This window comes from Parasphingorhabdus sp. (genome assembly GCF_059726685.1).
Window position 1 is genome coordinate 830,902 of record NZ_AP041068.1, and the last position, 26,266, is coordinate 857,167.

Below are 26,266 nucleotides of genomic sequence, written 5' to 3' on the forward strand. Positions count from 1 at the left end.
CTGTATGATGGAGTAGACGACCCGATGACTTATGTTGTTACCGACGCATGTATCAAATGCAAGTATATGGACTGCGTTGAAGTCTGCCCTGTGGATTGTTTCTATGAGGGCGAGAATATGCTCGTCATCAACCCTAGCGAATGTATTGACTGCGGCGTTTGTGAACCAGAATGTCCTGCCGAGGCTATTTTGCCTGATACAGAGGATGGCCTGGAAAAATGGCTGGAAGTGAACACAAAATATTCGGAAAGCTGGCCCAACATCACAGTCGCCCGGGACGCGCCGGCTGATGCAGACGATTTTAAAGGCGTTGAAGGCAAGTTTGAGGCCCATTTCTCAGAAAAGCCTGGCGAAGGCGATTAAGAGAGTTTTTAACTAACCTCAGGCGCCGGGCGGAGTCTTTTTTGATTCCCTCAAGCGCCGGGCGCGGGCATCCACCCGCTTGGCTTTCCTCGCATAAGCTCGGGCGCGCGGTCGCGCTTGCCGACGCTTCGCGTCGGTCTGGTGACAGATTTAACTGGTTAAACCTAAAGAGCATCGTCCGAGCGTAGCGAGGCAAGGGCGCCAAGATCAAATGGCGTCCGCCGCGCCTTATGGCGCGATAGCCAAGCGGGCGGATGCCCACGCCCGGCGCCTGAGGTCAAATAAAAGTTGTGCGTTGCAACGAGAAATTGCTTTTTTGTGACGAATCTGTTAACACTAGTGTCGGTTAGCGGCTGGGCACGGGGGGTGTTTGGTCGTTATATATATGAACAAAAGGGTTTTTTCGTCGGGGTTTTTGAGAAATTTGACCGGAATCATCCTTCTTTTCCATAGAGAAAGAAAGGCTTTTTATGGCTGCGAATACGCTGTCCTTTGATGTGGGCGATTATGTTGTTTATCCAAAACACGGTGTTGGGCGTGTAATTGAACTGCAAAATGAAGAAATTGCAGGCATGCAACTGGAACTATACGTTCTTCGCTTTGAAAAAGAACGCATGACATTGCGTGTACCAATGAACAAGGCAGAAGGCGTTGGCATGCGCAAACTGTCCTCTGACAAGACGCTGAAAGAGGCGCTTGAGACCCTGAAAGACAAGCCGAAGGTTAAACGCTCCATGTGGTCGCGCCGCGCCCAGGAATATGAAGCGAAAATCAATTCCGGTGATCTTGTCTCTATTGCCGAAGTGACCCGCGATCTCTTCCGCGCTGACGATCAGCCAGAGCAAAGCTATTCCGAACGCCAGATTTTTGAAGCGGCGTCCAGCCGTCTGGCCCGCGAACTGGCTGCGATGGAAGAAACCGATGAGCCAACGGCGCTCACGAAAATTCTGGAAATCCTGAATATTGCAGCACCGCAATATTATGAGGTCAAGGAAGACTGATCTCAAAAGAGCAGGTTTTGAAACCAATCACCAAAGGGCCGTCTCAGAAATGGGGCGGCCTTTTTCGTGGGCTTGTAAATGGCGCGTTCTCTGCGGCATCCACTAGAGTTTATGGCTCTATCAACAGCACCTGAGAGATCATTGACATTCGTGCCTGAGGGATCTGTGCTCATGAGAGCATCCGCAGATGTAGCTATTCCCCTGTTCTTCCGGCAGATGATTATGTCCGAATGGCCTCTTGAAAGGCCGTGTACACGGGTACGTCAGTACGCCAGACTAGTAGGCTGCGACTGCAATGGTCAACGTATCTGAGTACACGCCAGCACGCTTGTTTGAAGCCCCACTGATCTGAAACTCCATAGGTAGACTGTCAAAGGCACTTTTGGGTCGTGCTGCAGAATAAGTTTGAGCAGATGATAACTGCAGTATTTTCCCACCCACCAAAAGATCGTAGTTCACAGTCCACTCCGTTGAACCCAGTCTCAGGCGACCTTGATTTTTTGAGTCAAAGGTAACCTGATACCCTCTAGTACTCCTGACATGCAGGTTTAAAGGTATTGCAACGCGCCCATCTTTAAGGGGGCCGAGGTCTATGTTTGCTTGACCATCATTGCGTCTGAACGCGCCTGAAAGGGACATGAGTGCCGATGGTAAAACGTCCAATCCAAGAACCAATCGCTGCCCTCCCAAAAGCGTACCATCAGACCCTTCTGCTTCTAGATTGACATTCTGGAAGTAAAGACCATCTCCTGATATTCTTGGATCGGGGACAGTTAACAAGAAGCTGACTAGTTTTTGTCCCCTGGGCTCAACAATGATCGGTCTTCTTTGGACACGCCTTACAGAGCGGCCGGAAATTGGTGTCAAATTTACATTGGTGGATGTCTCAGTCAGTGAGTATGCAAGCGTTCTTGCATTTCCATTGCTCAGGCCGAATGTTTCACCATCGAGAACGAATTGAGGACGAAAGCTACAATCTTGCGTCCCTTCATTGCGGAAGATGACCTCAAATCTGGCAACAGGCTCGTTACTACTAAATGGATCATGACCACGAATAATCCATTCCGGGCTGGAACTTGCGGTATCAACGCTAAGAACACAGCCCATTGCGGTGGGACTTTGCGCCCGTGCGATACCGCTGAAGCAAGCCATTACCATACTGGCGGCAAGTAGTAGTGATCTAGTCTTCATTTTGCACCTGTTCGTTGGGTAAGAGTGAAATCACGCCTAAGTTCGTCAAGCCTGTTGTATCCGACGGTACGACAAACTCAAAGCCTCGCGGTATGTTTCGTAAAGTGACCCGATATCGCACGCCGGGTCTCAAGTTCATCATCGAGAAGCGTCCAACCGAGTTCGTAAAGAAGTCTATTGGCTCTTCATCCTTACCGTCAAGAGCCTCTACCTTACCGGAAGTGTAGGAAGCAGCTTTCCCATCAAGCCCAATTAGCGTGCCCCTTGCGCTTGCAAAGGCATCCATTCCCACTCTGATCTTGTAACCGCTTTTGTAAGGCGGCCTGATACGCACCGTGCCGGGCCCGACATCATATCCAATTGGCGGATCCTCAATATCATATTGAACCGTTTGATTGACGTAGGATGTCAGGAAGCTGTTAACTGCCCCTCCCAGAGGGCCACTTTTTGCCAAATACCTGTTCTCAGCAATTGACTGCCCGGCAACAACATCGCGTTTGCCCAGATTCTTGTGGGGGTATAGTACGGCAAAGCTGTCATTAATTCGCCGCCCGATGCCAAACGCGCCATCTGCGAATGCTAACGACGTTCCAATGCGAACCGTAGTTGCCTGTTCATCGGTTATCGAATTGAAGCCTTCACCGAAAGAAGTGTGGCTGATTCCCGCATCAAATCTGTTGGCAGAATAACTAGCAAAGCCTTGCGCATTCATACTGCCTGATTGACGATTGATAATGCCACCATAGCCGACACTGCCTAGTCGATTGCTTCCTGACCGAGTATACGACAATGTTGAAGAATTGGTGGTACTATCGTGGCGGGCTTCTGCTCGGGTTCGATAGTTGGGTTGGAAAACCAGCGAGATATTGAATCCAAACTCGCTGCTGCGACGAGAAACATTCCCAAATGAATTGCCGAATCTCGAATAGTCCAAACCGCCCCGAATGCTCCATTTCCGGGATAGCCTATATGAAGCAGAAGCGCCTAGCCGATAGCGATCGGAAGCATTCCCCCGCGCTTTCAGGTAATTGGCATTGACGAGCAAAGTCAGTTTCTGGCTAAACGCGCGGGCATATGATGCGCCTAAATTGAATGAGTTGACGTTATCAGGATCACGCTGGCCTAAAACAGAAAATCTACGAGAGGTGTAGTCTGCACGTATAGTAAAAGAGTCGACCAATCCAGACCGGTCGATAGACTGTTGATATGTAGCACCAGCAATAAATCCAGCGCCGGCATCTCTCTCTCGACTGACGCCACCATCCAGTTGTAACTGACCGCCATTTCCCAACACGAATTGGGTCTGGCCGGTGAGCAACTGTGTCCGTTTGCTGGCTTGGACGCCCAACCCAATAGAGGGGCGATTCAGAAAAGCCTTTCGAAAGAATCCTGTGAACGCGACTTCATCGCTATAGTTAGGGGTACCACCAAACTGGTTGCTAAGCGCGCCGATGTAAGCCGCATATTCATAATCTCCCGGATCCAGATCAATCGGATCCAGATAGGCTTGATAGTTTACGCTTTCAGTGCGTCCAGCATCGTCCCGTATCTCAATTTGTACATCATTACTGCCAGATAACAGCGGCAATGAACTTAAGTCATAAGAGCCTGCCTCGAGGCGCAATTCCCTGAAAGCTGAACCATTGCGTAAAATAGTAACGGTCGAGTCACGTTGGATAACAATCCGTCTATTCCCCTGCAGAACTGACGAACGAAATTCGTTAAACCGGCGGCGCTGACGCGTGACGCCGATACCGCCCAATTGTACAAAGCCCTGTTGGCCCCGAACTTCGGGGCTTAAGTCACCCAATTCCCAGCGGCGGAATTGCTCCGGTTGATCGTAAACCAGCCGGGCAAAATTGCGCTGAAAATTATATCCACCGGTATCGTCCGTATCACCAAATCCCTGTTCGTCCACAAATTCCAGTTCTGTTTCGGCAACAATGTTGCCAAATCTGGTCACGCCATTGAGAAACAGGGAGGGACGTCGCACATCTTGTCCCCAGACATGAGTTTGCGCGACATTTATATTGAGAAACGCAGAAAATTTCGCAGGTTCTACATCCACAGTTTCATCGTCATTGGTAGGCGGTGCAAAGAGGGATTCGATCGCCCGATTGTTGGGGTCGATTTTCAGAACAACGACGGAAAGAGACGAAGGATCGTACTCGAGTGTTATGCCGATATCGCCCAAATCTTCCGGCGTAAAATCCAATTTGCCAGCCAGCTGATCTCCAATCACTTGACGGGCCTCTTCACTGAGTAGAGGATTCACCAATTTCAAAAAACCGGCCGTTTCAACCCTGAAAGTATCATCTTTTGTGAGAACAATAGGGACTTCTCCGAGCGGTTTGTCTCGGAACGTCAACGGGACCGTAAGCTCGATATCTCGGTCAAACGGATTGATATCAACAGGAGGACCACTTGTGTCGGCATTTGCCGTTACATCCTCAATGCCTTGCTGGGGTGTCGGTTGAGCATCAGCATCCCCCGGCTTCGGCGCGGGATCCGGGGCCGGTTGTCCCTCTTCTTGTGGCAACGGAATTGTTATTTGGTCGGCGGCAAGCGCGGTCATTTGCAGAAAATCTTGGCTACCGACAAAAGTTGAATCGTGACGTCCTTCTTCCCAACGTCGAAAATGCAAAGGCTGATCGTAGCTGGATGGCCCGGATATTGGAGAAACCGCTTCTATAGTGGAAGGAAGGTAGAAACCCGTCCAAAAATTGTTTGGAAGACTATGTGCAATGCCTGCTGACTCATGATCAGTTTCTACTTCTGTAGTGAAGTATTCAGCTTCCTTTTGAACTACACTTACTGCCCGCTCATGATCCGGGTAGGCGGAGATCATTCGTCCCATAATTGGAAGTGATGCATGGGCAAGTGCCTGTTGTCCGCCGAAGATGGTCGACGCAGACAATAGAATTAGAATTTTTTTCCGGGTCACTGTGAAAATTTGACTTTTATGGGGCCCGACCCAAAGGCTTTGCCGGTCGGCAGCTTGAACGAGCGATCTCCATTCAGAGCAGCCAAATACCCGACACCGACATACCGGTTGAGATCTTCCAGACTGAGCTGCACGACAAGCCGCTCTCCTTGCAAGTCTTTACCTTCTATAGTCCAAACGACTCCCGCCATCATTGCGTGGCGATTACCGGTATTTTTGACCCGTACTTCAACACCCGGAACGCTGGCCTGTTCGGTCCCGTCTTCCGCTTTAGGCAATTCCACCATTGTCGGAATGGCAGAAACAACGGAAACTTCTGGCGCCGCCTTGGGTGGAGCAACAGTTATCAAAACTTTCATATGATAGACGACTTGCACTTGTGCACCAGTCGCACTGGATTCTCTCGGGCCCAATTCCACAGGTATCTGATTGACCGACAGGTAATATCCTCGGGATGTTTCAATCGGCGGTCCAACCCATTGAACACGCACAACTTGTCGCTTGTCCGCTCCCAAAATCCCCTGCCCTGGAAAAACAAGAAAGTCTTTAGGATCCGCGGGCGTTTCGACGACATTGCCTTCGTCATCAAAATCTATTCTTGTGATCAAGGTTTCAAACGGCAGGTCAGCTGAATTCAGGTTTTGCACCTCAATACGGGCTACGGCACCTGAGCCGCTATTTTTCATTTCTACAACCATGGGCGATACGCGCATCGCTTGAGCGATATTGGCAGGAATCACCATGAGCGCCGCCATCAAAATCAAGCACGATAGAAAAAAAGCAGGCTTCTTACGCAACATATGAAAACCCCTGATCAATTGGTTGTGTACTTATATATAAATCAAAATCTTAAAAATTTGGGAGGAAGGCAAAACCTTCCCCCCCTTGTTTTTTGCAGTGTTTAGAGACCTGCAGCCAATGTGACAGTCAGCTTATCGCTGTAATCACCAGCAACAAGTGCTCTTTGAGGCCGCGGAATCGTAACATTCATAGTGAATGCTGAACGCCAGGCGCCATTGGTTTGATCATCTTCTGCTTCATTCGTTCCAACGATCAAAGCGCGTTGGAAGCCTGGCGCAGCTGTGGTGGTGTTGGAACCACGATATGTCGCCGCAACGAAATATGGCAAATTGGCTGTAAATTCGTTAGAATCATAACCGCCTGGATTGTCATTGCGGAGTCCATCAAGACCATTTTCCTTCGTGATGGTCACCGTGTTGGCCGTATTGCAGCCAGCGGTGCTGGTGTTGATGAAAACGGTCGCTGGAGCGCGCATATCAAATGCACGGCCGACGTTATTCTCATCCGCTGTACGAACGCCGATTGTGCCAAAGTCGATATCCCGCGCGGCGTCGTCATTGCCTGCATAGAAGGAGCAATCCTGATTCACCGTGCCAGACAGAGTAAACTCTGTAGCAACTGTTGGTGTTGCGTCTTCTTCATCACCAAGCGAAATGCCAAGTACATCATAGGTTGCTGGTGCGCGGAAAAAGCCGCCTCCAGCTTCTTGGCTAATGTTGATCACGTCAGCAGAAGCAACGCCAGGCACAGCAACCATTGCTGCTGCTGCCATCAGTCCGGTCAATTTTACTTTATTCATAACAAACTCCTAGTTTTGCCGCTGCCCTCTCATTCCCCGAGCAAGCTTCCACGGCGGTTTTGCGTATTTACGACCCACGCCTGTTGATCCGTTGCCCCTTATATTGGAGCAATGGAAATCTCGATTGTCTCGCCATATTTTCCGGCAAGAAGGCCAGCGTCAGCAGATGGCGGGTTCAGTGAGACGCTGACCGCCATGCCGTCAGTGGCAATGCCACCTTCGCTGGTAAAACTTTGACCGCCCATAAGCTGGGCGCTTTGAAATCTGCGGGAGACTAGCCCCCGTTGCGGTCTGCGGACCGCCATGTCGACACCAAGTGTGTAAGAAAGGGTGCCGGCATATGGGCCCTGGCCCTTTGGCATTGATTCATGGGCCAAGCCGCCATTTGCTGACCGTATCGTCATTTCAAAGGGTAAATTGCAGCTGAGATGGGCCCGCGTTTTGGCACGCAGATTTTTCCGCGTAATATCGCCGAAATCCATGTCGCGGATTTCACCGATAGCGCAATGCTCGATGATCCTGCCGCTCACATTGATTGCAAGCTCTTCAACATCTTCTATTGTTTCGGCTGAAGCAGCGGTCGTGCCAAGCCCCATTGCTGACACCGCCATCAAAAGCGCGCCACATTGTGGCGTTCCAAAGTATCTTTTCAACACGATTGCCCCCAAAAGTGTAACACGACGCGACCCGTGTTTACGAATTTTTTATAACTTCGGTTGTAACGGAAGTCTAGAAATGAACGAAAAATTAACCAAAGTTGAATAAGTCACTGGTTTATAAAGAGATATATTCGAATTTTTGGTTTGATGTCTCGGTTTTTCTTTGAGCTCGGTGGCCGAATCGATCCTCGAATGACGGCTTTCTATTAGTAAACGGTGCATTAACCTTCGCCGTTGACGATACTTTCAATGCCTTCTGCCAAATTGCTGCCATCAGAAATGAATTGAAGGCAGAGACATGGCGAAGAAATTAGTAAGTACTTTGGCGGCGGTGATTACGGCCACGACAGCAACCAGTGCTATTGCAACCGACTCTATGAGTTTCCATTTGAAAGCAGTTGTTCCGGTGACTTGCGGCGTTCAGTATAGTTCAGCTGGTGCAGCTTTTGCCGAGAATGTGGTTCGTTTGGGTGAACTCCGCGAATATTGTAATGCTCCTGGCGGATATAATCTGCAGGTGAGCTACAGCCCGAACAGTTTGCGCGGCGTGAGACTGAATTTCGGTAACGAAAGCGTCACACTGGATGGATCCGGTTTCGCAACCATTCCGGGAGCCATGGGTCCCAAGATCCAGACCCGGGCCCTGTCAGCGCAAATTGGCGAAAACGGCTTTGACGCGCGCGAGTTTCAGGTAGCTGCGATAGCGAATTGATCTTCGATTATACGATGATCAGGCATTATATAATGCCATTTAGCTGGTGCGGACGGCGGGACTCGAACCCGCACACCCATTTCGGATAGCAGATTTTAAGTCTGCTGCGTCTACCATTTCGCCACGTCCGCACCGGTAGCTCCAACTTTGATTGGAGCATGCGACAAGCATCATTGCGCGCAGCAGGTCAAGCCCTGAGATGGGCTAATTTCAAGTTTTTCGATTGGTTGGCAGATATTTGACAGTTTCGGCCGATGCGCGGCCTTCCGATCATCCCTTATTGAGACGCTCGCGAATTTCTTTGCCAGGTTTAAAATAGGGCACGCGCTTGGCCGGGACCTGTACTGATTCGCCAGTACGGGGATTGCGCCCGATGCGTGGTTTGCGCTGGCGGGTTGAGAAGGCACCAAAGCCTCGTAATTCAACACGGCCGCCTTCGGCTAGCTTTTGACTTATCTGATTGAAAAACAAGTCAACAATCTTCTCAATCTCGTCCGGTTTCAGCTCGGGATTTTCTTCGGCCAGTTTTTCAAGCAATTCAGAACGTATCATGCGCATGCCTTTCCGCTTGTGGGGCAACCACGGAATTTGAGCTATTCGCGTCATGCATCTGCATTTGCTCTGCATCGCGATTATGGGATGATACTGACAGAAAATTTACATGTTTTCAATGGGCTTTGGATTTTACATTGTAATACGTCTTGAACTGGGACGGGTTGGCCGCATTGCTTTTTGGCATGGAAATTGGATCTGCCGACAAAAAAGCCCGCCTCCTTTCGGAGAACGGGCTTTTTCCAAATAGCTTTCGGGCAATGCCCGACTGGCTTAGTCGTCCTTTTTCTTGAGCGCTTCGCCAAGAATGTCGCCAAGGCTGGCACCGGAGTCGGTAGAACCAAACTGTTCGACTGCCTGTTTCTCTTCGGCCAGCTGATGGGCTTTGATTGAGAAATTCGGCTTCTTGGAACGATCGAAACCGGTAACCATCGCGTCGACCTTCTGGCCAACCTGGAAACGGTCAGGACGCTGCTCATCACGGTCACGACCAAGGTCGGTCCGTTTGATGAAGCCGGTGACGCCATCGTCGCCAACCTGTACTTCAAGACCACCATCGCGAACTTCAAGCACGGTAACGGTGGTGACCGAACCTTTCTTGAGACCGCCCGTGTCGGTTCCGCCAACCGCAGGTGCACCTTTTTCAAGCTGCTTCATGCCGAGTGAAATACGTTCTTTCTCAACATCAATGTCGAGAACGATGGCTTTCACTTCTTCACCTTTATGATGCAGGTTCAAAGCGTCTTCGCCGGAAATGCCCCATGCGATGTCTGACATGTGAACCATGCCGTCAACGTCGCCTTCAAGGCCAATGAACAGACCGAATTCGGTGGCGTTCTTGACTTCGCCTTGAACCGTGCTGCCAACGGGATGTGTATCGGCAAAGTCGGTCCACGGGTTGGATTGAGCCTGTTTCAGACCCAGCGAAATGCGGCGTTTCTCTGTATCGACTTCCAGAACGATCACATCCACTTCCTGAGAGGTGGAGACGATTTTGCCAGGATGTACGTTTTTCTTGGTCCAGCTCATTTCGGAAACGTGGACAAGACCTTCAATGCCGGCTTCCAGCTCAACAAAGGCGCCATATTCGGTGATGTTGGTAACCGAACCGGTCAGTTTCGTGCCAACGGCATATTTCTCGGAAGCAGCATCCCAAGGATCGCTTTCAAGCTGTTTCATGCCGAGCGAGATACGCTGCGTGTCTTTGTTGATCTTGATGATCTGGACTTTCAGCGTATCGCCGATGTTGATCATCTCGTTCGGGTGATTGACCCGCTTGTAGCTGAGATCGGTGACGTGGAGCAGGCCGTCAATGCCGCCCAGGTCAACAAAGGCACCATAATCGGTGATGTTTTTCACAACGCCTTCGGTAACCTGACCTTCAGCCAGAGACTCAATAAGTCCGCTGCGCTGTTCTGCGCGCGTCTCTTCGAGGATCGCGCGGCGTGATACAACGATGTTGCCACGCTTGCGGTCCATCTTCAGGATCTGGAAAGGCTGTGAAATGTCCATCAGCGGCGTTACGTCGCGCACGGGGCGGACATCAACCTGACTGCCGGGCAGGAAGGCTACGGCGCCGTCAAGATCAACCGTGAAGCCGCCTTTGACGCGTCCGAAGATAATACCGTCAACGCGGTTGCCTTCGTCATATTCTTTTTCAAGCTTGTCCCAGCTGGCTTCGCGGCGTGCGCGATCGCGGGACAGCATGGCTTCACCGTTCACATTTTCGATGCGATCGACATATACTTCGACTTCATCGCCAACATTCAGGTCAGCTTTTTGACCGGGAGCGGCGAATTCGCGCAGCGCCACACGGCCTTCTGATTTCAAGCCCACATCGATGACAGCCATGTCATTTTCGATGCCGACAACGGTGCCTTTGACCACGCGGCCTTCAAAGCCTTGATCTTCACCGCCAATTGATTCGTTTAAAAGTGCCGCGAAATCGTCGCGACTGGGAAATGCCGTAGAGGCCATATAAGAGTTCCTTAACAGATATTTTTTCGGGCCAAGCGGTTGGTTCCGCTGGTCTTGGACCAAAACATGACTGGCACCGCATGTGACAGCCATATCCCTCAGAAAACGGCCATAAACTGGCAACACGAAGAGTGAGGCGCAAATAGCAAAAGCTGCGCCATAGCCGGAGCGGTGCTTTACCGTTCCGTCTGACACATTATCTTTTTGCTATGCCGGATCTTTGTCGCGCCGGCGGCTTATCTTCGCGTCCACCAAGGCAATTGCCTGTTGAACGGCGTCGCCTATAGTCAAATCGGTCGTATCAAGCAAGTCCGCATCTTCCGCGGGCTTGAGCGGCGCGGTGACACGGCTGCGGTCCCGTTCGTCGCGTTTCAAGATATCGGCGAGGATATCATCAAAGTTCACCTTCTCGCCGCGGCGCTTCATTTCTTCGAAACGGCGGACGGCCCGAGCTTCCGATGAAGCCGTGACGAACAGCTTCACATCGGCATCCGGCGCGATCACGGTACCGATATCGCGGCCATCCAGAACGGCGCCCGCCGGTTGATAGGCAAAATCTTTCTGCCGCTTGTCCAGCGCACGGCGGACCTCGGGGTGGACCGAGACACGGCTGGCGAGACCACCGACGGCTTCGCTGCGCAGGCCCGGTTCATTGAGCAATGCGCCATCAAACATGCAGGCCTTAAGCGCATGATCCGGATTATCGGCATTTCCGCGCTGTTCCCGCAGGGTCCAACCGACCGCGCGATAGAGCAGGCCGGTGTCGAGAAAGGGCAGGGCAAAATGCTTCGCCAGCTCTTTGGAGATCGTGCCTTTTCCTGAGGCCGTAGGGCCATCGACCGCGATGATCATGGCCGCTGCTCCGTTCGCCCTTGATAGGCTTTCCACAGGCCGCCCAAGGCAATACCGATCCAGACAATTTCGAGCAGTAAGGATGCGAGATTGAAATGCACCATCAGTGACAGGGTGAGCAGAAGCGCGCCGATCAGGTTGGTGCCGTTATAGATGAATGCGTTCACGTTGCGGGCATAGACGTTGTAAGCATAAGCCGAGACAATCAATATGCTGCCCAATATACCGATCACGTTGGCGGAAAAATCACCGAGCATCAGGATGCCAATGCCTCCATGAGATCGGCAAAGCCGGGAAAGCTCGTTTCGGCCGGTGTGATATCATCTATTGTCAGACCCGCATCGGTGACCAGACCGGCCACTGCGAAACTCATCGCGATCCGGTGGTCAAGAGCTGTCTCGATTGCAGACTTGTTGGTGCCGCCAGGCAATGGTTCACCGCCGCTTCCGGTAATGGTCAGGCCATCTTCTTTTTCCGTTGGTTCGACACCAATGACGCGCAGGCCTTCTGCCATCTGGCTGAGGCGATCGGATTCCTTGATGCGCAGTTCATGCAGGCCGCTGGTCGTCGTTGTTCCTTCGGCCAGCGCAGCGGCGATAAACAGGACCGGAAATTCATCAATCATGCTGGGCGCGACCTCTGCCGGCACGTCAATGCCGGTCAGCTTGCTGTGTTTCACATGAATATCCGCAACCGGCTCGCCGCCAACGGTACGTTTTTTCTTGAAGCTGATATCGCCGCCCATCTGCTGCAATATGGTGAACAGGCCAGCACGGGTTGGGTTGATGCCGACATTTTCGACCACAATATCTGATCCGGGAACCAGCAAAGCGGCCACGACCGGAAAAGCGGCAGAGGATGGATCTCCGGGCACTTTGATCTTTTGCGGTGACAATTCGGCTTCACCGGTCAACGAGATGATCCGGCTGCCCTCCTTGTCTGTTTCTACCGTCAGATCGGCGCCAAATCCTTTCAGCATGGTCTCGCTATGATCACGGGTGGGGACCGGTTCGATTACGCGCGTAACACCCGGCATATTTAATCCGGCGAGCAGGATCGCCGATTTGACCTGTGCTGACGCCACCGGCAGGCGGTATTCGATCGGCACCGCCGGGCACAGCCCCCTTACGGCAAGCGGCAGACACGCTTTGCCGTCAGATGACATCCGCGCGGTAAATTCTGCGCCCATGTCGGACAGCGGCTCAATCACCCGGCCCATTGGCCGCCTGGAAAGGCTGGCATCACCGGTGAAGGTCACGCTGATATCATGAGAGGCAACCAGACCCATCAGCAGGCGCACGGAGGTTCCGCTATTGCCGAGGTCGATGGCGGTATCTGGCTGCATCAGACCACCAACACCGACACCGTGCACTGTCCAGATGTCGCCCTTTTTCTCGATGGTGGCGCCCATGGCCCGCAATGCGGCGGCGGTCGCCAGAACATCTTCCCCCTCCAGCAGACCGGTAATCTGGCTCTTGCCGACCGCAAGGGCGGAGAGAATCAGCGAGCGGTGGGAAATGGATTTATCGCCAGGCACCGTTGTGCGGCCCGTCAAAGCGCCACCGGGAGCGAATGAAGCAGGCTTGGCTTCCACTATGGTCTGATTTGTCGGTTTGCTGGTCATTTACGGGCTTTTTATGCGGTCATATGCGGTTGAACTGCACATGATTCGTTTCAGGATGTGAAACGGCTTTTGACAGCGCGGCTCAGCTATGGCAAGGCGCGGCCAAATTGATTGATCGATTCCGTAATTCTTGCGAGCGGTCATAATATATTACTGACAAATAAGGATTTGGAACCAGCCATGGTGAAGCCAGAATGGGGCACGAAGAGAACTTGCCCGAAATGCGGAACACGTTTTTACGATTTGGGTAAAGAAGACCCGGTCAATTGCATCGAATGTGGTGAAACGTGGACGCCGGAACCCGGCCTGAAATCCAAACAGCCCATGCCGTTTGAAGAAGCGCCGAAGAAAGACGCCAAAAAAGAAGACGAAGTGGCCGATGATGATCTGGACATCAACATCGACGATGATGAGCCTTCACCGGATAATGAAGTCGATTTGGGCGGCGATGATGACCTGGGTGTCACCAAAGGCAAGGGTGACGACGACGACAACGCTGAAACCTGATCGGGAAAATTGATTTTGATGCGTGCAGGCACCATTTGGGGCTTGCAATAAGCGGCGCGCTTGGATTAAACGCGCCGCATAAGGGGCCTTAGCTCAGCTGGGAGAGCGCTTCGCTGGCAGCGAAGAGGTCAGCGGTTCGATCCCGCTAGGCTCCACCAACCTTCGCTCGCTGCGCGAGCTTCGGTTGGCAGGCCAACCTTTACAACATCTCTATGTTATATATTGCCGCTGGTCACCGAAGGTTGCCCGCCGTAGCCTTGGCGAAGGAGGGCTTTTACCTGTGCACTATGTCTATTTCCTTCAAAGCAATCGTTTTCCTGACCAGTTTTATACCGGCTTGACCAAGGATGTTGAGGCGCGCCTTGCTGAACATAATGCTGGTAAATCGAAGCATACCGCGAAATATCGGCCTTGGCGGATTATCTCGTACCACTATTTCCATGACGCCGACACTGCACTGGCTTTTGAAAAATATCTGAAATCAGGTTCCGGCCGGGCATTTGCAAAGAAGAGGTTTTTGAAATCCTGACCCCAACCCCCTATGACGCGATCATCCTTGGTGCCGGCGGCGCTGGATTGATGTGCGCGGCTGTTGCTGGCCAACGGGGTCGCAAGGTGCTGCTGATTGATCATGCAGATCAGCCGGGTAAGAAGATCCTGATTTCCGGCGGTGGGCGTTGCAATTTTACCAATATTCATACCGCACCTGACCGTTATCTTTCGACCAACAGGCATTTCGCCAAGTCGGCCCTTAGCCGTTATACTGCGCAAGATTTCATCGCCTTGGTAAACGGCTATAACATCGCGTGGCATGAGAAAACTCTGGGACAATTATTTTGTGACGGTTCAGCAAAGCAGATCGTAGCGATGCTGATGGACGAATGTCCTGATGACAGGGTGACTTTGTCACTGGGACAATCAGTATCGGACATCCGCCACAGCGATGGCACCTATCAGGTCGACTATGGCAGTGAAGCGGCGACCGCGCCTGCGCTGGTCATTGCAACCGGCGGGCCTTCGATCCCGAAAATGGGGGCGACCAGCTTCGCTTATGACATTGCGCGACAGTTCGGCCTGAAAGTCGTTGAACCCCGCCCCGCGCTCGTTCCGCTCACCCTTGGCGGCGAAGAAACCCTGTTCCGTTCGCTATCCGGTGTCTCGGCGCCCATTGTTGCAAGTTGCGGCAAAACCGCTTTTCGCGAAGCCGCGTTGTTCACGCACAAAGGACTATCCGGTCCAGCGATATTGCAAATTTCATCCTATTGGCGGCACGGCGATCCGGTTGGCGTTGACTTTCTGCCTGACCTAAAGCCTGACTGGTTGACGAAATTGAAGCGGGAAGCGCCCCGTCTTGCTCTAAGCAGAGCCGTAAACGCACATTTGCCGGCCCGCCTCTCCGAAACCCTTTTGGAGCGGATCGCACTGTCAGGCGACCTGGGCAATCTTGCTGATCGCAAATTGGAAGAAGCGTCTCGGCGATTGTCGAACTGGCGCTTCATGCCCAATGGCACCGAGGGCTATGCCAAGGCGGAAGTCACCGCCGGGGGCATCAGCACGGCAGATCTATCCTCGAAAAATATGGAAGCTAGGCAAATGCCGGGACTCTATGCTATTGGCGAGGCCGTAGATGTCACCGGCTGGCTTGGTGGCTATAATTTTCAATGGGCTTGGGCCAGTGGCCATGCTGCCGGTGAGGCAATATGATCCTGCAGCACAAAGCCTCTAAACAAACGATATATTATCACCGACCGCAGGCGATTGGCATTTCCGCGCGGCTTTCAATCTTTGCCACGGACATTTGAACATGCCTTTTTCCTCAGTATCTCCGCTTCTCGCTGAAGCGCTTGCAAACCGCGAATATGCCAAACCTACAGCAGTACAGGCCGCTGTGCTGGAACCGGAAACCGAAGGCCGCGACCTTATTGTGTCTGCCCAGACCGGTTCGGGGAAAACGGTTGCCTTTGGTCTGGCCATGGCACCGCAGCTTCTGGACGATAATGGCCGGTTCCCCTTTCTGGTGGAGCCGCTGGCTCTCGTGATCGCACCGACGCGCGAGCTGGCCTTGCAGGTCAGCCGGGAACTCAAATGGCTCTATGAGCCAGCCGGTGTGCAGATTGCGACCTGTGTTGGCGGGATGGATGCTTCCAAGGAACGACGGACATTGCGCCGCGGTGCCCACGTGATTGTCGGAACGCCAGGCCGTCTGCGCGACCATCTCGAACGCGGTGCGCTTGACCTCAGCAAGTTGCGCGCGGCTGTGCTCGACGAGGCGGATGAAATGCTCGACATGGGCTTTCGCGAAGATCTGGAAGAAATTCTCGACGCGACCAGCGAAGACCGCCGGACTTTGCTATTTTCTGCAACCATGCCGAAACCGATTGTCGCGCTGGCAAAAAGGTACCAACAGGATGCGCTGCGCATCTCTACAGTCGGCGAAGATCGCGGCCATGGTGATATTGCCTATCAGGCGATTACCGTTGCGCCGGCCGATACCGAAAATGCGGTGGTGAACCTGCTGCGTTTTTACGAGGCGGAATCAGCCATGCTGTTTTGCGCCACCCGGGAAAGTGTCCGCCGCCTGCACGCCAGCCTGGTAGATCGCGGATTTAGCGCCGTGGCGCTTTCCGGCGAGCATACACAAAGCGAGCGCAATCAGGCGATGCAAGCCCTGCGGGACAAACGTGCGCGGGTATGTGTGGCAACCGATGTTGCTGCACGCGGCCTTGACTTGCCGACGCTTAGCCTGGTGATCCATGTGGAGATTCCCCGTGACGCAGAGACGTTGCAGCACCGCTCCGGACGGACGGGCCGGGCAGGCAAGAAGGGAACAGCGGTATTGGTGGTGCCCTATCAGCGGCGCAAGCGGATTGAATCGATGCTGCGCGGTGCCAAGATCAATGCAGAATGGAAAGACGCGCCGACGCGCGCGGAAATTCGCAAGAATGATGCTGAACGGTTGATGGAGAAACTGCTCCAGCCCGTTGAAGTGGACGAGGATGATCAGGAACTGGCGAAGCGCCTGATGGCAGAAAAAACGCCTGAAGAAATCGCGGCCATGCTGGTCCAGTCCCATCGTGCAAAAATGCCGGCGCCAGAACAGATGCTCGACCGTGGTGCGCAGTCCAAGCCCGCGCCCGGTGGTCCGCGTCCCGGATTTGAGGATACGGTCTGGTTCAAGATGGATGTCGGTCACAATCAACGTGCCGATGCCCGCTGGATATTGCCGGTATTGTGCCGTCGTGGCCACATTACCAAGAACGAAATCGGCGCGATCCGGATCAATGGTGATGATACGCTTTTCGAGATACCGCGCCGCGTCGTGGACAAGTTTACCAAGGCGATTGCAGAGAAACGCTCCAACGGTGATGACACGGATGATATCACGATCACGCAATTTGAAGGGACCCCGCGCGAAGCGGCCAAGCGCAATCGCAAGGGCGGGCGCCGTGACAATGCCGGTGGCGGCCGCGACTACAGCAACGCCAAGAAAAAGTTCGGTGGTAAGAAATTCGGTGCGAAGAAATTCGGTGATCGTAAATCAGGTGGCGGGAAATCAGAAAGCCGCGATTTTGGTGGCAAAAAGAAATATGGCGGCAAATCTGATGACGGCGGCAAACCCTATGTGAAGCGTAAATCTTCGGACAGCCGCGATGCCAAGGGTGAAGGTGATGGCTTTAAGAAAAAGTCCGATTTCAAAGGCGACCGCAAATCCGGGCCCAAAGGGGATTTTGGCGGCAAGAAGAAAAAACCTCATCGCGGTAAGCGGCCTTTTGAAGGCAAAAAAGATGGTGGGGCCAGAAACGGCTAAACCGTCTTATGGCCAACGCAATCCCAATATATGTTGATGCAGATGCCTGTCCGGTAAAGGACGAGATATACAAGGTCGCTTATCGCCATGAGGTACCGGTGATCGTTGTCAGCAACAGCCATTTCCGCGTACCGCAGCATCCGCTGGTCAGCCGCGTGGTGGTGAGCGATGCTTTTGATGCGGCTGATGATTATATTGCCGAGCGGGCATCTGAGGGGACGGTCGTCATCACCGCTGATATCTTGCTGGCTGATCGCTGTATCAAGGCAGGATCGGAAGTACTTGCGCCCAATGGCAAGCCATTTACCGCAGACTCCATCGGTGCGGCGGTTGCGACGCGGGCGATCATGGCCGACCTTCGTTCCGGTATGGGGACAGAGAATATTGGCGGTCCGCCACCTTTCACGAAAGCTGACCGGTCGAAATTTTTGTCATCTCTGGATCAGATATTGGTCCGTTTGAAACGTCCTGCCTAATCTGCCGTGATCAGTCTACGGTGACCTGAAAAGTCAGAGCGTAGCCTTCTGCCGGTCCCAGGCTTGCGGCTGTCGCAGTAAGGACCGATCCGCTGATCGATGCGCCAAAGGGATCATTCTCGTCTGCGCCCGTATTGTCATCATCTTCTGCGGTTGAAGCCGAGCCACAATTGGCCCCGCTTTGCATGGACGCCGCGGTATAGGTGAGATTTGCCGGGATGGTATCGGTGGCGCTGATCGACGTGGCGGTGGCGCTGCCGGCGTTGGAAATCAATATGCAATATTGGATGGTTGCACCGGGAATGGACTTCGGGTCGGTGGTACCGTTGACGGGATCGCTGATAACGCTGCTGATCTTGGTGACGCTTAGTGTCGTTTGCGGCGCACAAAAATTAATATCATGAATGGCGATCGCCTGACCATCGGGAACGGCTGGTGCCGTGGTATGATTGCCATAGATGATCGTGATTGTATCTACCGGAGCAAGGAAGGTAACAACAACATTGCCGTCTCCCGACGTGCCGCCAGAGCCGGCATCGCCGATCGCGACATTGCCAACAACATAGTTGGCGACTCCGTTGGTGAGCGTCGGCAAGACGGTGGTTCCATTCAGGCTGCCGACGACCGTCAGTTTATCGGCAAAGTCATTGGCGGCAAAATCGATATCGAACACGGTGAATTGCAACCCCGGAACCGCGGTGGGCAGAGTCAGGACTGTCGTTGCCGTCTGCGACTGGTTGGCGAAATCCAGAAACTGGTGCAGCGAAAGCTGCGTTCCAGCAAAGCCGCCATTATTGGCATTGGCCAGGCTGGGGCTTTGTCCCCCGAAACCGGCATCATTCACAAAAACGCCGGGTGAGCTGACTGCCCAGTTGATCGTTCCGATTCCTGTCAGGCTGTAACTGTTGTTCAATGAACCTGCTGCCCAGGCATTGCTGTCCCAGTCAAAAACTATCTGGTTTGCAATCGGACATATGCTGGCTAGATTGGGCGGCGTACCTGCAGTTCTGGTACCCGAAACCGTGATAGTGGCTTCATCATAGTCATCTTCCCCGGTGCTGCCGTTATTGGGAGTGGAATCCGAATCCAGGATGGATGATGCGGTCACCTCGGCCGCGTTGATTACGCTGGCTCCCGATGTTGCCGTGACGTTCGCCACGATGTTCAACGTGCGGGTTTGGCCAATTGGAACAGAGCCAACCGACCAAATGCCCGTGCCACTATCATAGCTGCCAAATCCTGATGCGCTCACAAAAGTGACACCAAGCGGCAATGTATCCTGCACGACGACCCCGGTCGCATTGTCGGTCGACCCTGCGGCATTGGTGACGGAGACAGTATAGGTGATGTTGGTCGCATTGGCGGGCGTCGCGTTGCTCACCGTCTTGTTCACCGACAAGTCTGCAAAACTGGCCGGTTGCTCGGTCAGATAGAGCTCGGCATGCTGGAACGTGCCGTCGTCCTGCGCCGGGAAAAGATCACAAATTTCCAGTCGCCAGGTACCAAGGCTATTTTCCCCGTTAAACGCAGACAGCAGATTATTGGGAATGAAATCATTGTCAAAAGGCGGCGGCGCGGTGGTGGAATGGGCAATCGTATTGCCATCTGTATTGACGGTTTGGGTGCCGCTGTCGTTCAGCAGAACGTTGAAATTATTACCGTTGATATTGTTGGTATCGCCGTTGACAAGCTGCACGCGCGTACCCGCTGGCGATTGGAGGGTGAGGCGGATATCACCGCGCCACGTATGGGTCGCAAAAACGCCGATATCTACATCCGAAACGGTAAAGCTCGTGCCTACGGAGAAATTTCTGACCAGCGGTGCTGCGCAGGTGGTTGTGCCGTTAATCGTGCCGTTAGTCGGGTTTACGAAAGTGTTGACCGTCTGGGCCCGGGCGGCTCCGGCAAGGAGCATGAACACGGCAAGGCAAAGCAACAGGCGCAATAGATTTATTGCCCATGCGCTGCGGTCCAACCTTTCTGGCCCAAGGTCTGTTCCCAGATACATAGTGTGGGTCTATGCGAACATGCTGAATATTTGGTAAAAATATCCCGCGGTTAAGCCCTGCTAACGAGATTTTACATTTGGTCAAATAAGTCTTAAGCCACTGAATAGAAAGCATATTCAATATTTTGACTTCAATTCCAGTCACCACGTCCCGCCATCCACAGGCTGATGGCAGCAACGGCCGCGGTATCGGCTCGTAATATGCGAGGGCCAAGGGATACGGGGACGGATTGGGGCAGGGCGCGGATAAACTCATTCTCGGCATCGGAAAATCCGCCTTCCGGGCCGATCAGGATGGCAGCGGGGCCGTCATGCGCGACAAGTGCCTTGCGGAAGCTGCCTTCTCCGCTTTCATATATGCGTTCGTCGGCGAAAAACAGATGCCGGTCTGCCGGCCAATCCTGAAGCAACGCATCCAGTTTGATCAATCCGTCCAGCACCGGCAGTGCAGTGCGTTCGCATTGTTCGGCAGCTTCGACCATGTGCGCTTTTATCTTATCCGGCTTAATCTGCACATTCTGCGTTCGCTCGGTCTGCACGGGGATCATTTTGGCGACGCCCAATTCCGTGGCCTTTTCGGCAATCCAGTTATAGCGGTCCTTTTTGATCGGGGCGGCCAGCAACCAGAGATCCGGCACATTTTCCCGTTCTCTTGTTTTGCCATCGATCAGCAATATTAGATCACGTTTGCCGAGCATGGTGACATGCGCCAGATATTCACCGGTGCGATTGTCGAAAAGCTCTACGGGCTGACCTTCTTTTATGCGCATGACTTTCAGCAGATAATGCGCGTGGCCGCCGTCGAGTCTGATTTCCGCGCCCTCGCTGAGCTCCGTATCAACGTAGAGGCGCGGCGCGCTGCGCGGTGGATAGGCGGGTGTGGCGGGCATATCGTTTTCTATACATATAACAAGAGCTTCGTCATGCTGAATTTATTTCAGCATCTGGATATCACTTGGGTTTTAAGCGAGATCCTGAATCAAGTTCAGGATGACGAGTTTCAACCGATGTTCTAAGGCCGAGATATGTCAACCCAACCGGAAACCGTTCCCGATACAGAATATCGTGGCTTTATGGGCTTGCTGCCTGCTGCCGCACGCCCCTTTGCGTTGCTGGCCCGCCTCGACCGCCCGATTGGCTGGTGGCTGCTCTTTTGGCCCTGCGCCTGGGGCGTGGCCCTGGCAGGTGGTGCGGTGCAGCGTTGGGACTTGCTGCTCTGGTTGCTCTTGGGCTCTATTGCGATGCGCGGCGCAGGCTGTGTCTATAACGATATTGTCGACCGTGACCTCGACAAGCAGGTGGAACGTACCCGCTCACGACCATTGGCGAGCGGCGCGGTATCGTTGAAAGCGGCGTGGATATGGCTGGGGATTTTGTGCCTGATCGGATTGGCAACCTGGCTTCAGTTGAACGTGACGGCCAAGCTTGTGGCGCTGGGAAGCCTCGCCCTGGTGGCAGGCTATCCCTTTATGAAGCGGATTACGTGGTGGCCACAGGCCTGGCTCGGCATGGTTTTCTCATGGGGGGCGCTGGTTGGCTGGTTGGCGATAGAGCCCGGTTTTTCATGGGCGATGCTTTTGCTCTATGCCGGATCGATATTCTGGGTGATCGGTTTTGATACCGTCTATGCCCTGCAAGACCGGGAGGATGATGCGCTGGTCGGTATCCGCTCCAGCGCGCTGCGTCTGGGTGACAATGTGCGTTTTGGGGTGCTGGTTTTCTATTGCCTGGCACTGGCCAGTTGGGTGGGTGCATTCTGGATCATACGGCCACAGGTTCTGGGTCTGGTCGCCCTGATTCCGCTGGCGCTGCATCTATTGTGGCAGATCGGCACGCTGAACAGCAGTGATGGCGACGATGCGCTCGCCAAGTTCCGGTCCAATCGCTTTGCCGGTTTCCTGATGTTTCTCGCCTGTCTGGTACTCGGGCAGGCCGGATAGAGTCTTTCTCTTTCCGGTTTGGTTACATTGCCTCTTGCAACCTATGTAGATTCTGGCATCTTTAACCGTATAGTTAAAACCACAAATCATCCCGGAGAGCCTGAATGAAACGACGCCGTCTTGGCAAGAGTGCCCTGCATGTTTCCGATATATGCATGGGCACGATGACTTTTGGCACGGGCGCCGATGAAGCCATGTCGCACAAGATCATGGACCAGTCGCTGGATGCCGGGATCAATTTTTTCGACACGGCTGAAATCTATCCGGTGCCGCCCAAGCTTGAATATTCTGGCCGCACCGAAGATATTGTCGGCCGCTGGCTGAAAGATAAAGACCGCGATTCGATTATATTGGCGACCAAGGTGGCGGGGCCCAGCGGCGGCTGGTTCCAGGCTGCGGTGCGTCAGGGCAATACCGCGCTCGATCGCCACAATATCGTCAAGGCGCTGGATGACAGCCTGAAACGCCTCGGCACTGATTATATCGATCTGTACCAGACCCACTGGCCTGATCATGGCACAGCCTATGACGAGACGATGGAAGTGCTCGATGATCAAATCCGCGCGGGCAAAATCCGCGCTATTGGCTGTTCGAATGAAACCAGCTGGGGCTTGATGAAATCGCTGGAGGCTTCCGAACGCCTCGGCGTTACGCGATATTGCACGATCCAGAATAATTTCAGCATGAACAACCGCCGGTTCGAAGATGAACTGGCGCAGGTGTGCAAGAAAGAGGGCGTGAGCCTGATCCCTTATTCACCGCTTGCCGGCGGGGTGCTGTCCGGCAAATATAATGATGGCGCGAAACCGGAAGGTGCTCGTTTTTCCGCCTATCTCGCAATGGAAGGCAAGCGCCAGTTTAAAATGGCGCAGCGTTTCGTGAACGAGAAAAGCATCGAGTCGACCAAGCGGTTTATGGCGATAGCCGAGGAAGCCGGCATTGCGCCCGTCACGCTCGCCACCGCCTGGTCCAAGCAGCATGATTTTGTCGCATCCACGATCGTCGGCGCTACACATACAGACCAGCTGCCCGATATATTTGCCGCCAGCGAACTGGTGCTCAGCGACGATGTCATGAAGGCGGTCGACAAGGTGACGAAAGATATTCTCTATCCGATGGGCTGATCGGCCAAAATCCACGAAATGAAAGATCATTATATGAACCGTTTTCTTGAACATACCGGTGCGAAATACCCGATTGTGCAGGCGCCCATGGGCTGGATCGCGCGGTCACAGCTAGCCTCTGCTGTCTGTAATGCTGGCGGCCTTGGTATTATCGAAACCTCATCGGGTGAGACCGAAAACTGCATGGCGGAAATCGCCAAGATGAGCGACCTGACCGATGCGCCCTTTGGTGTGAACCTGCCGATCATGTTTCTCAAAGATCCGGCCATCCTCGATCATATTTGCGGTTCGGGCGTGAAATTTGTGACGACGTCTGCGGGCAGTCCGGCGAAATTTATCGGTCCGCTCAAAGAAGCCGGGATTACGGTTTATCATGCTGTACCGACCGTCGATGCCGCGATGAAATGCGTCGAGGCCGGTATTGATGGCCTGGTGGTGGAAGGCGCGGAAGGCGGCGGTTTCAAGAATCCCGAAGAGGTGTCCACTCTGGTCTTGCTTCAGGCTATACGCCGACAATCTGACATACCGATGATCGCCGCGGGCGGTATTGCCGATGGCAAGGGCATGGCGGCGGCCTTTGCTCTGGGCGCGGAAGCCATTCAGATGGGTACACGTTTTGTATCCAGTGCCGAAAGCCCGGTACATCACAATTATAAACAGGCGATACTGGATGCCAAGGAAACCGGCACTTATGTGCTGAACAAGAAAGCCACACCCTGCATCCGCGCTTTGAAGACAGAGCGCACCGCAAAAATCTACGAAGATGGCCTGATGCCGCCCGATACGTTCAAGGGCATATTGGACGTCTATTTTGGCGGCGATATGGAGGCCGCTGTTGGCCTGGCCGGACAATCATCCGGTTTGATTGACGAAGTAAAAACTGCCAAACAGATTATCGACGAAACCGTGGAAGAGTTTTTCACTATTACCGAGCGCATGAGCGCCCTGAACGCATCCAAAAGTTTTTAACCCAACCCTAAATAAACAAGGAATTTCCCAATGAGCATCGACAACGCAAAGCAACTCTTCACCACGGTAACCGATGATGGCAAGCTGGTGCTGTCCGTAGAGCCCTATGATGTGCCGGAGCCGGCAGACCATGAAGTGCTTGTGCAAATGGAAGCCGTGCCGATCAACCCATCCGATCTGGGATTGCTGACCGCTCCTGCGGACATGAACACAGTACGCAGCGAAGAAGTAGACGGTCATCCGGCACTGGTTGCCGATATCGATCCTTCCATGATGCGCATTTTTGCTGGCCGTAAAGGCAAGAAGCTTGCGGCGGGCAATGAAGGGGCTGGCAAAGTGGTCGCGGCCGGTGCATCGGATGCCGCGCAGGCACTGCTCGGCAAGACCGTCACGATTGTCGGCGGCGAAATGTACCGCACCCACCGCGTGATGCCAGCGATGATGTGTGTGCCGCTTCCAGAAGGTGCACCCGCAAAAGAAGGCGCCAGCCTGTTCGTCAATCCGATGACGGCGCAGGGTTTCGTCAACACCATGCGCGCGGAAGGCCATGAGGCGCTGGTTCATACCGCCGCCGCTTCCAATCTCGGCCAGATGCTTGCGAAACTCTGCCTGAAGGAAAATATCCCGTTGGTCGCGATCGTCCGTTCGGATGCGCAGAAGAAGATCCTTACCGATATTGGCCTGCCAGAGGGTCATGTGCTCGACAGCAGCAAGGATGATTTCATGCCGAAGCTGGTTGATGCGCTTGCCGAAACCGGTGCAACCCTTGGCTTTGATGCCATTGGCGGCGGCAAGATGGCCAATTACATCCTGACCGCGATGGAACAGGCTGCGGCCAAACGCGGCGCAGAGTTCAGCGTCTATGGTTCAACCGTCAACAAACAGGTTTATATCTATGGCCGTCTCGACACGGGCGACACGATCCTGGGCGCGGGCTATGGCCTCTATTGGGGCGTCGGCGGCTGGCTGCTCACTCCGCATCTCGAAGAAGTTGGCATGGAGCGCATGATGGAAATGCGGATGTTCACCGTCGCCGAGCGCAATGGCATTTTCCACAGCGACTATTCGAGCGAGATCAGCCTGATGGACATGATCGATCCGGATATTGCCAAAGCGTATGAGAAGAAAGCTACCGGTGAGAAGGTTCTGGTGAACCCATCGCTTTGATAGCGGTCAATCGTTTCTGATCTGTAATTCGTCATCCTGAACTTGTTTCAGGATCTCCTTTATCAAGCGCCTTGTCGTGGGAGATCCCGGATCAAGTCCGGGATGACGGTGATGTTAGCCGTTTAGCCTTCCAAACGCGCCCGCAGTTCTTCGTTCTCTGATGTCAGCCGGGCGATTTCGTCCTGCAAAGGCTTGGCGGCGAGGTCGACCATATCCTTGGTGAAACGCGGGATGATATGCTGCGGGCAGTTCCAGTCGTAGGATTCCAGTGTCAGAGTCATCAGTCGCTCAACCTGACCGGGATAGTCGGCATTGATGATCCGTGCCGCCAGTTCAGGATTATCCTCCACGCCATGCACGGTCATCCGGGCGAGCAACTTCAACCGTTTGCGCCGGGGATAGTCGACCATGAACAAGGCAACGCGATCATCGGCGCGGACATTGCCGAGGCTGATATATTGCCGGTTGCCGCGATAGTCGGCAAAGCCCAGCGTCTTGTCGTCCAGCACTTTCAGGAACCCGGGTGGTCCGCCGCGATGCTGGACATAGGGCCAGCCATTTTCCGAAACGCTCGCCATATAGAAACTGTCGCGCGCGGCAATGAAGGCCGCGGCGCGCTCGTCGAAATGATCAAAGCGGCGGTCACCGGAAAAATCCTCCCATTGTTCACGGGCACCATTTTCCGTCTGGGCAGCACGGACGCTGTCAGTTGTCAGCATGTCGAGAAATTTATAGCTCATGTTCAGTCTCCGCCGCCCGGTTCGGGCTCTTGCCGTCACAGGTTACAGCAAA

Annotated in this window: 25 protein-coding genes and 2 tRNA genes; 13 read left to right on the forward strand and 14 right to left on the reverse strand. The window is 53.6% G+C overall.

The window, feature by feature from the left end; all coding sequences use genetic code 11:
* Positions 1-24: 24 nt before the first annotated feature.
* Positions 25-363 carry a ferredoxin FdxA gene (gene fdxA, locus AC6I9Z_RS04120; protein ID WP_109355751.1) on the forward strand — a complete coding sequence of 113 codons (339 nt, stop codon included), beginning with the start codon at positions 25-27 and terminating at the stop codon, positions 361-363.
* A gap of 470 nt (positions 364-833) precedes the next feature.
* Positions 834-1,364: a CarD family transcriptional regulator gene (locus AC6I9Z_RS04125; RefSeq protein ID WP_109355750.1), complete on the forward strand. Its 531-nt coding sequence runs from the start codon at positions 834-836 to the stop codon at positions 1,362-1,364.
* Positions 1,365-1,640: 276 nt separating this feature from the next.
* Here AC6I9Z_RS04125 and AC6I9Z_RS04130 read toward each other — a convergent pair whose 3' ends face one another.
* The 5 genes from AC6I9Z_RS04130 to AC6I9Z_RS04150 form a co-directional block, all read right to left on the reverse strand.
* Positions 1,641-2,555, reverse strand: coding sequence for a Csu type fimbrial protein (locus AC6I9Z_RS04130; RefSeq protein ID WP_461458631.1), 915 nt, complete (start codon positions 2,553-2,555; stop codon positions 1,641-1,643).
* On the reverse strand, positions 2,545-5,499 hold the full coding sequence (locus AC6I9Z_RS04135) for a fimbria/pilus outer membrane usher protein (protein ID WP_497811225.1): 2,955 nt from the start codon (positions 5,497-5,499) through the stop codon (positions 2,545-2,547). The genes AC6I9Z_RS04130 and AC6I9Z_RS04135 overlap by 11 nt, the downstream gene beginning before the upstream one ends.
* Entirely contained in the window at positions 5,496-6,242 is a 747-nt protein-coding gene (locus tag AC6I9Z_RS04140) for a fimbrial biogenesis chaperone (RefSeq protein ID WP_497811226.1), read from the reverse strand. Before AC6I9Z_RS04140 ends, AC6I9Z_RS04135 begins: the two co-directional genes overlap by 4 nt.
* A gap of 158 nt (positions 6,243-6,400) precedes the next feature.
* Complete coding sequence (locus tag AC6I9Z_RS04145) at positions 6,401-7,099, reverse strand: hypothetical protein (protein WP_461458625.1); 699 nt, start codon at positions 7,097-7,099, stop codon at positions 6,401-6,403.
* Positions 7,100-7,197: 98 nt separating this feature from the next.
* On the reverse strand, positions 7,198-7,710 hold the full coding sequence (locus AC6I9Z_RS04150; RefSeq protein ID WP_497811227.1) for a hypothetical protein: 513 nt from the start codon (positions 7,708-7,710) through the stop codon (positions 7,198-7,200).
* 346 nt (positions 7,711-8,056) lie between these two features.
* On the opposite strand from AC6I9Z_RS04150, the gene AC6I9Z_RS04155 reads away from it, so the two are divergent.
* The gene (locus AC6I9Z_RS04155; RefSeq protein ID WP_461458621.1) at positions 8,057-8,470 is read left to right on the forward strand and encodes a hypothetical protein; all 414 of its coding nucleotides are present in this window, start codon (positions 8,057-8,059) and stop codon (positions 8,468-8,470) included.
* Positions 8,471-8,514: 44 nt separating this feature from the next.
* Here the strand turns inward: AC6I9Z_RS04155 and AC6I9Z_RS04160 are convergent.
* The 6 genes from AC6I9Z_RS04160 to aroA all read right to left on the reverse strand — a co-directional run bounded on the left by AC6I9Z_RS04160 (position 8,515) and on the right by aroA (position 13,475).
* Positions 8,515-8,601, reverse strand: a tRNA-Leu gene (locus AC6I9Z_RS04160).
* A gap of 139 nt (positions 8,602-8,740) precedes the next feature.
* Positions 8,741-9,022, reverse strand: a complete 282-nt coding sequence (locus tag AC6I9Z_RS04165; protein WP_109356211.1) for an integration host factor subunit beta — start codon at positions 9,020-9,022, stop codon at positions 8,741-8,743.
* Positions 9,023-9,295: 273 nt separating this feature from the next.
* Entirely contained in the window at positions 9,296-10,999 is a 1,704-nt protein-coding gene (rpsA, locus tag AC6I9Z_RS04170; RefSeq protein WP_461458619.1) for a 30S ribosomal protein S1, read from the reverse strand.
* A 207-nt stretch (positions 11,000-11,206) separates the two neighbouring features.
* Positions 11,207-11,851, reverse strand: a complete 645-nt coding sequence (locus AC6I9Z_RS04175; protein ID WP_109355744.1) for a (d)CMP kinase — start codon at positions 11,849-11,851, stop codon at positions 11,207-11,209.
* A complete protein-coding gene (locus AC6I9Z_RS04180) occupies positions 11,848-12,108 on the reverse strand; it encodes a CBU_0592 family membrane protein (protein ID WP_109355743.1) in 261 nt (86 codons plus the stop codon). Before AC6I9Z_RS04180 ends, AC6I9Z_RS04175 begins: the two co-directional genes overlap by 4 nt.
* A complete protein-coding gene (gene aroA / locus AC6I9Z_RS04185) occupies positions 12,108-13,475 on the reverse strand; it encodes a 3-phosphoshikimate 1-carboxyvinyltransferase (RefSeq protein WP_461458616.1) in 1,368 nt (455 codons plus the stop codon). Before aroA ends, AC6I9Z_RS04180 begins: the two co-directional genes overlap by 1 nt.
* Positions 13,476-13,655: 180 nt before the next feature.
* Between aroA and AC6I9Z_RS04190 the strand changes: the two genes are divergently transcribed.
* From AC6I9Z_RS04190 to AC6I9Z_RS04215, 6 genes are all read left to right on the forward strand, one after another.
* Positions 13,656-13,982 (forward strand): TIGR02300 family protein, encoded by a 327-nt coding sequence (locus AC6I9Z_RS04190; protein ID WP_109356210.1) that lies wholly within the window; start codon positions 13,656-13,658, stop codon positions 13,980-13,982.
* An 82-nt stretch (positions 13,983-14,064) separates the two neighbouring features.
* A tRNA-Ala gene (locus AC6I9Z_RS04195) sits at positions 14,065-14,140 on the forward strand.
* A gap of 122 nt (positions 14,141-14,262) precedes the next feature.
* On the forward strand, positions 14,263-14,511 hold the full coding sequence (locus AC6I9Z_RS04200; protein ID WP_461458613.1) for a GIY-YIG nuclease family protein: 249 nt from the start codon (positions 14,263-14,265) through the stop codon (positions 14,509-14,511).
* Positions 14,508-15,686 (forward strand): BaiN/RdsA family NAD(P)/FAD-dependent oxidoreductase, encoded by a 1,179-nt coding sequence (locus AC6I9Z_RS04205; RefSeq protein ID WP_461458835.1) that lies wholly within the window; start codon positions 14,508-14,510, stop codon positions 15,684-15,686. The genes AC6I9Z_RS04200 and AC6I9Z_RS04205 overlap by 4 nt, the downstream gene beginning before the upstream one ends.
* A gap of 100 nt (positions 15,687-15,786) precedes the next feature.
* A complete protein-coding gene (locus AC6I9Z_RS04210) occupies positions 15,787-17,790 on the forward strand; it encodes a DEAD/DEAH box helicase (protein WP_461458611.1) in 2,004 nt (667 codons plus the stop codon).
* Between the two features lie 8 nt (positions 17,791-17,798).
* Entirely contained in the window at positions 17,799-18,266 is a 468-nt protein-coding gene (locus tag AC6I9Z_RS04215) for a YaiI/YqxD family protein (protein WP_461458609.1), read from the forward strand.
* A gap of 10 nt (positions 18,267-18,276) precedes the next feature.
* Here AC6I9Z_RS04215 and AC6I9Z_RS04220 read toward each other — a convergent pair whose 3' ends face one another.
* A complete protein-coding gene (locus tag AC6I9Z_RS04220; protein WP_461458607.1) occupies positions 18,277-20,274 on the reverse strand; it encodes a proprotein convertase P-domain-containing protein in 1,998 nt (665 codons plus the stop codon).
* A 131-nt stretch (positions 20,275-20,405) separates the two neighbouring features.
* Complete coding sequence (locus tag AC6I9Z_RS04225) at positions 20,406-21,164, reverse strand: 16S rRNA (uracil(1498)-N(3))-methyltransferase (protein ID WP_461458605.1); 759 nt, start codon at positions 21,162-21,164, stop codon at positions 20,406-20,408.
* 135 nt (positions 21,165-21,299) lie between these two features.
* Here AC6I9Z_RS04225 and ubiA point away from each other — a divergent pair, with 135 nt between their 5' ends.
* The 4 genes from ubiA (at position 21,300) to AC6I9Z_RS04245 (ending at position 25,474) form a co-directional block, all read left to right on the forward strand.
* Positions 21,300-22,214, forward strand: a complete 915-nt coding sequence (gene ubiA, locus AC6I9Z_RS04230; protein ID WP_461458603.1) for a 4-hydroxybenzoate octaprenyltransferase — start codon at positions 21,300-21,302, stop codon at positions 22,212-22,214.
* Positions 22,215-22,318: 104 nt separating this feature from the next.
* On the forward strand, positions 22,319-23,338 hold the full coding sequence (locus tag AC6I9Z_RS04235) for an aldo/keto reductase (protein WP_461458601.1): 1,020 nt from the start codon (positions 22,319-22,321) through the stop codon (positions 23,336-23,338).
* Between the two features lie 33 nt (positions 23,339-23,371).
* A complete protein-coding gene (locus tag AC6I9Z_RS04240; protein WP_461458600.1) occupies positions 23,372-24,307 on the forward strand; it encodes an NAD(P)H-dependent flavin oxidoreductase in 936 nt (311 codons plus the stop codon).
* Positions 24,308-24,337: 30 nt separating this feature from the next.
* Positions 24,338-25,474 carry an MDR/zinc-dependent alcohol dehydrogenase-like family protein gene (locus tag AC6I9Z_RS04245; protein ID WP_461458598.1) on the forward strand — a complete coding sequence of 379 codons (1,137 nt, stop codon included), beginning with the start codon at positions 24,338-24,340 and terminating at the stop codon, positions 25,472-25,474.
* A 122-nt stretch (positions 25,475-25,596) separates the two neighbouring features.
* Here AC6I9Z_RS04245 and AC6I9Z_RS04250 read toward each other — a convergent pair whose 3' ends face one another.
* The gene (locus tag AC6I9Z_RS04250; RefSeq protein ID WP_461458596.1) at positions 25,597-26,214 is read right to left on the reverse strand and encodes a pyridoxamine 5'-phosphate oxidase family protein; all 618 of its coding nucleotides are present in this window, start codon (positions 26,212-26,214) and stop codon (positions 25,597-25,599) included.
* Positions 26,215-26,266 lie beyond the last annotated feature (52 nt).

What these genes read in the sequence shown, in the direction of transcription:
- fdxA (WP_109355751.1), top strand. Translation starts at nt 25, where the DNA reads ATGACTTATGTTGTTACCGACGCATGTATCAAATGCAAGTATATGGAC.
- AC6I9Z_RS04125 (WP_109355750.1), top strand. Translation starts at nt 834, where the DNA reads ATGGCTGCGAATACGCTGTCCTTTGATGTGGGCGATTATGTTGTTTAT.
- AC6I9Z_RS04130 (WP_461458631.1), bottom strand. Translation starts at nt 2,555, where the DNA reads ATGAAGACTAGATCACTACTACTTGCCGCCAGTATGGTAATGGCTTGC.
- AC6I9Z_RS04140 (WP_497811226.1), bottom strand. Translation starts at nt 6,242, where the DNA reads ATGGTGATTCCTGCCAATATCGCTCAAGCGATGCGCGTATCGCCCATG.
- AC6I9Z_RS04145 (WP_461458625.1), bottom strand. Translation starts at nt 7,099, where the DNA reads ATGAATAAAGTAAAATTGACCGGACTGATGGCAGCAGCAGCAATGGTT.
- AC6I9Z_RS04150 (WP_497811227.1), bottom strand. Translation starts at nt 7,710, where the DNA reads ATGGCGGTGTCAGCAATGGGGCTTGGCACGACCGCTGCTTCAGCCGAA.
- AC6I9Z_RS04155 (WP_461458621.1), top strand. Translation starts at nt 8,057, where the DNA reads ATGGCGAAGAAATTAGTAAGTACTTTGGCGGCGGTGATTACGGCCACG.
- AC6I9Z_RS04165 (WP_109356211.1), bottom strand. Translation starts at nt 9,022, where the DNA reads ATGATACGTTCTGAATTGCTTGAAAAACTGGCCGAAGAAAATCCCGAG.
- rpsA (WP_461458619.1), bottom strand. Translation starts at nt 10,999, where the DNA reads ATGGCCTCTACGGCATTTCCCAGTCGCGACGATTTCGCGGCACTTTTA.
- AC6I9Z_RS04175 (WP_109355744.1), bottom strand. Translation starts at nt 11,851, where the DNA reads ATGATCATCGCGGTCGATGGCCCTACGGCCTCAGGAAAAGGCACGATC.
- AC6I9Z_RS04180 (WP_109355743.1), bottom strand. Translation starts at nt 12,108, where the DNA reads ATGCTCGGTGATTTTTCCGCCAACGTGATCGGTATATTGGGCAGCATA.
- aroA (WP_461458616.1), bottom strand. Translation starts at nt 13,475, where the DNA reads ATGACCAGCAAACCGACAAATCAGACCATAGTGGAAGCCAAGCCTGCT.
- AC6I9Z_RS04190 (WP_109356210.1), top strand. Translation starts at nt 13,656, where the DNA reads ATGGTGAAGCCAGAATGGGGCACGAAGAGAACTTGCCCGAAATGCGGA.
- AC6I9Z_RS04210 (WP_461458611.1), top strand. Translation starts at nt 15,787, where the DNA reads ATGCCTTTTTCCTCAGTATCTCCGCTTCTCGCTGAAGCGCTTGCAAAC.
- AC6I9Z_RS04215 (WP_461458609.1), top strand. Translation starts at nt 17,799, where the DNA reads ATGGCCAACGCAATCCCAATATATGTTGATGCAGATGCCTGTCCGGTA.
- AC6I9Z_RS04220 (WP_461458607.1), bottom strand. Translation starts at nt 20,274, where the DNA reads ATGTATCTGGGAACAGACCTTGGGCCAGAAAGGTTGGACCGCAGCGCA.
- AC6I9Z_RS04225 (WP_461458605.1), bottom strand. Translation starts at nt 21,164, where the DNA reads ATGCCCGCCACACCCGCCTATCCACCGCGCAGCGCGCCGCGCCTCTAC.
- ubiA (WP_461458603.1), top strand. Translation starts at nt 21,300, where the DNA reads ATGTCAACCCAACCGGAAACCGTTCCCGATACAGAATATCGTGGCTTT.
- AC6I9Z_RS04235 (WP_461458601.1), top strand. Translation starts at nt 22,319, where the DNA reads ATGAAACGACGCCGTCTTGGCAAGAGTGCCCTGCATGTTTCCGATATA.
- AC6I9Z_RS04240 (WP_461458600.1), top strand. Translation starts at nt 23,372, where the DNA reads ATGAACCGTTTTCTTGAACATACCGGTGCGAAATACCCGATTGTGCAG.
- AC6I9Z_RS04245 (WP_461458598.1), top strand. Translation starts at nt 24,338, where the DNA reads ATGAGCATCGACAACGCAAAGCAACTCTTCACCACGGTAACCGATGAT.
- AC6I9Z_RS04250 (WP_461458596.1), bottom strand. Translation starts at nt 26,214, where the DNA reads ATGAGCTATAAATTTCTCGACATGCTGACAACTGACAGCGTCCGTGCT.